The sequence below is a fragment of the Streptomyces sp. B6B3 genome, from assembly GCF_039871525.1.
In the GTDB taxonomy this organism is placed as follows: domain Bacteria; phylum Actinomycetota; class Actinomycetes; order Streptomycetales; family Streptomycetaceae; genus Streptomyces.
On record NZ_JBDPLU010000055.1, the window covers coordinates 2,501 to 4,882 of the forward strand.

A 2,382-nucleotide genomic window follows, 5' to 3' on the forward strand; every position below is an offset into this window, starting at 1 on the left:
AGGGCGTTTGAGTAGCATGCCCAAGGCCCGAAGCGGGGTGATCTAGCCATGGGCAGGGTGAAGCGTGGGTAAGACCGCGTGGAGGCCCGAACCCACCAGAGTTGAAAATCTGGGGGATGACCTGTGGTTAGGGGTGAAAGGCCAATCAGACTCCGTGATAGCTGGTTCTCCCCGAAATGCATTTAGGTGCAGCGTTGCGTGTTCTTGCCGGAGGTAGGGCGCTGGGTAGGTGATGGGCCTTACCGGGTTACTGACCTTAGCCAAACTTCGAATGCCGGTAAGATGAGCGTGGCAGTGAGACTGCGGGGGATAAGCTTCGTGGTCGAGAGGGAAACAGCCCAGAGCATCGACTAAGGCCCCTAAGCGTGTGCTAAGTGGGAAAGGATGTGGAGTCGCTCAGACAGCCAGGAGGTTGGCTTAGAAGCAGCCACCCTTGAAAGAGTGCGTAATAGCTCACTGGTCGAGTGGTTCCGCGCCGATAATGTAGCGGGGCTCAAGTACACCGCCGAAGTCGTGTCACTGCACTTTTGTGTGGTGGGTAGGGGAGCGTCGTGCATCGGGTGAAGCAGCCGGGTAACCGTGTTGTGGATGGTGTGCGAGTGAGAATGCAGGCATGAGTAGCGATACAGGAGTGGGAAACTCCTGCGCCGATTGACTAAGGGTTCCTGGGTCAAGTTGATCTGCCCAGGGTAAGTCGGGGCCTAAGGCGAGGCCGACAGGCGTAGTCGATGGATAACCGGTTGATATTCCGGTACCCGCCGTGGAGCGCCAACGCTGAATCTCTTGATGCTAAGCCCGTGAAGCCGCCGGTGGAGTCTTCGGACGATATCGGAGTGGTGGAGCCGGTGACCCGATGGGGTAGTAGGTGAGTGATGGGGTGACGCAGGAAGGTAGTCCAGCCCGGGCGGTGGTTGTCCCGGGGTAAGGGTGTAGCCCGCTGTGCAGGGAAATCCGTGCAGCGTTTATGGGTGAGACCTGATGCCGAGCCGATTGTGGTGAAGTGGATGATCCTATGCTGTCGAGAAAAGCCTCTAGCGATGTTTCATGGTGGCCCGTACCCGAAACCGACTCAGGTGGTCAGGTAGAGTATACCGAGGCGTTCGGGTGAACTATGGTTAAGGAACTCGGCAAATTGCCCCCGTAACTTCGGGAGAAGGGGGGCCGTTCCTGGTGAAGGCATTTTCTGCTGGAGCTGGGGGTGGCCGCAGAGACCAGCGAGAAGCGACTGTTTACTAAAAACACAGGTCCGTGCGAAGCTGTAAGGCGATGTATACGGACTGACGCCTGCCCGGTGCTGGAACGTTAAGGGGACTGGTTAGCCTTTCGGGGCGAAGCTGGGAACTTAAGCGCCAGTAAACGGCGGTGGTAACTATAACCATCCTAAGGTAGCGAAATTCCTTGTCGGGTAAGTTCCGACCTGCACGAATGGCGTAACGACTTCTCGGCTGTCTCAACCATAGGCCCGGTGAAATTGCAGTACGAGTAAAGATGCTCGTTTCGCGCAGCAGGACGGAAAGACCCCGGGACCTTTACTACAGCTTGATATTGGTGTTCGGTTCGGTTTGTGTAGGATAGGTGGGAGACTGTGAAGCTCGCACGCCAGTGTGGGTGGAGTCGTTGTTGAAATACCACTCTGATCGTGCTGGATGCCTGAACCTGGGTCCGTGATCCGGATCAGGGACAGTGTCTGGTGGGTAGTTTAACTGGGGCGGTTGCCTCCTAAAGAGTAACGGAGGCGCCCAAAGGTTCCCTCAGCCTGGTTGGTTATCAGGTGGTGAGTGTAAGTGCACAAGGGAGCTTGACTGTGAGACTGGCAGGTCGAGCAGGTGCGAAAGCAGGGACTAGTGATCCGGCGGTGGCTTGTGGGAGCGCCGTCGCTCAACGGATAAAAGGTACCCCGGGGATAACAGGCTGATCTTCCCCAAGAGTCCGTATCGACGGGATGGTTTGGCACCTCGATGTCGGCTCGTCGCATCCTGGGGCTGGAGTTGGTCCCAAGGGTTGGGCTGTTCGCCCATTAAAGCGGTACGCGAGCTGGGTTTAGAACGTCGTGAGACAGTTCGGTCCCTATCCGCTGTGCGCGTTGGAGTCTTGAGAAGGGCTGTCCCTAGTACGAGAGGACCGGGATGGACGGACCTCTGGTGTGCCAGTTGTCCCGCCAGGGGCATGGCTGGTTGGCTACGTTCGGGAAGGATAACCGCTGAAAGCATCTAAGCGGGAAGCCTGCTTCGAGATGAGGACTCCCACCCCCTTGAGGGGGTAAGGCCCCCGGAAGACGACCGGGTTGATAGGCCAGGGATGGAAGCCCTGTGAGGGGTGGAGTTGACTGGTACTAATAGGCCGAGGGCTTGTCCGCAGATGCTCGCGTCCACTATGACTTTT

At 57.6% G+C, this 2,382-nt stretch carries 1 rRNA gene (running past one end of the window); it reads left to right on the forward strand.

Annotated features, from left to right (window positions below):
- A 23S ribosomal RNA gene (locus ABGB06_RS39280) occupies positions 1–2,356 on the forward strand; it begins 754 nt to the left of the window's first position.
- Positions 2,357–2,382 lie beyond the last annotated feature (26 nt).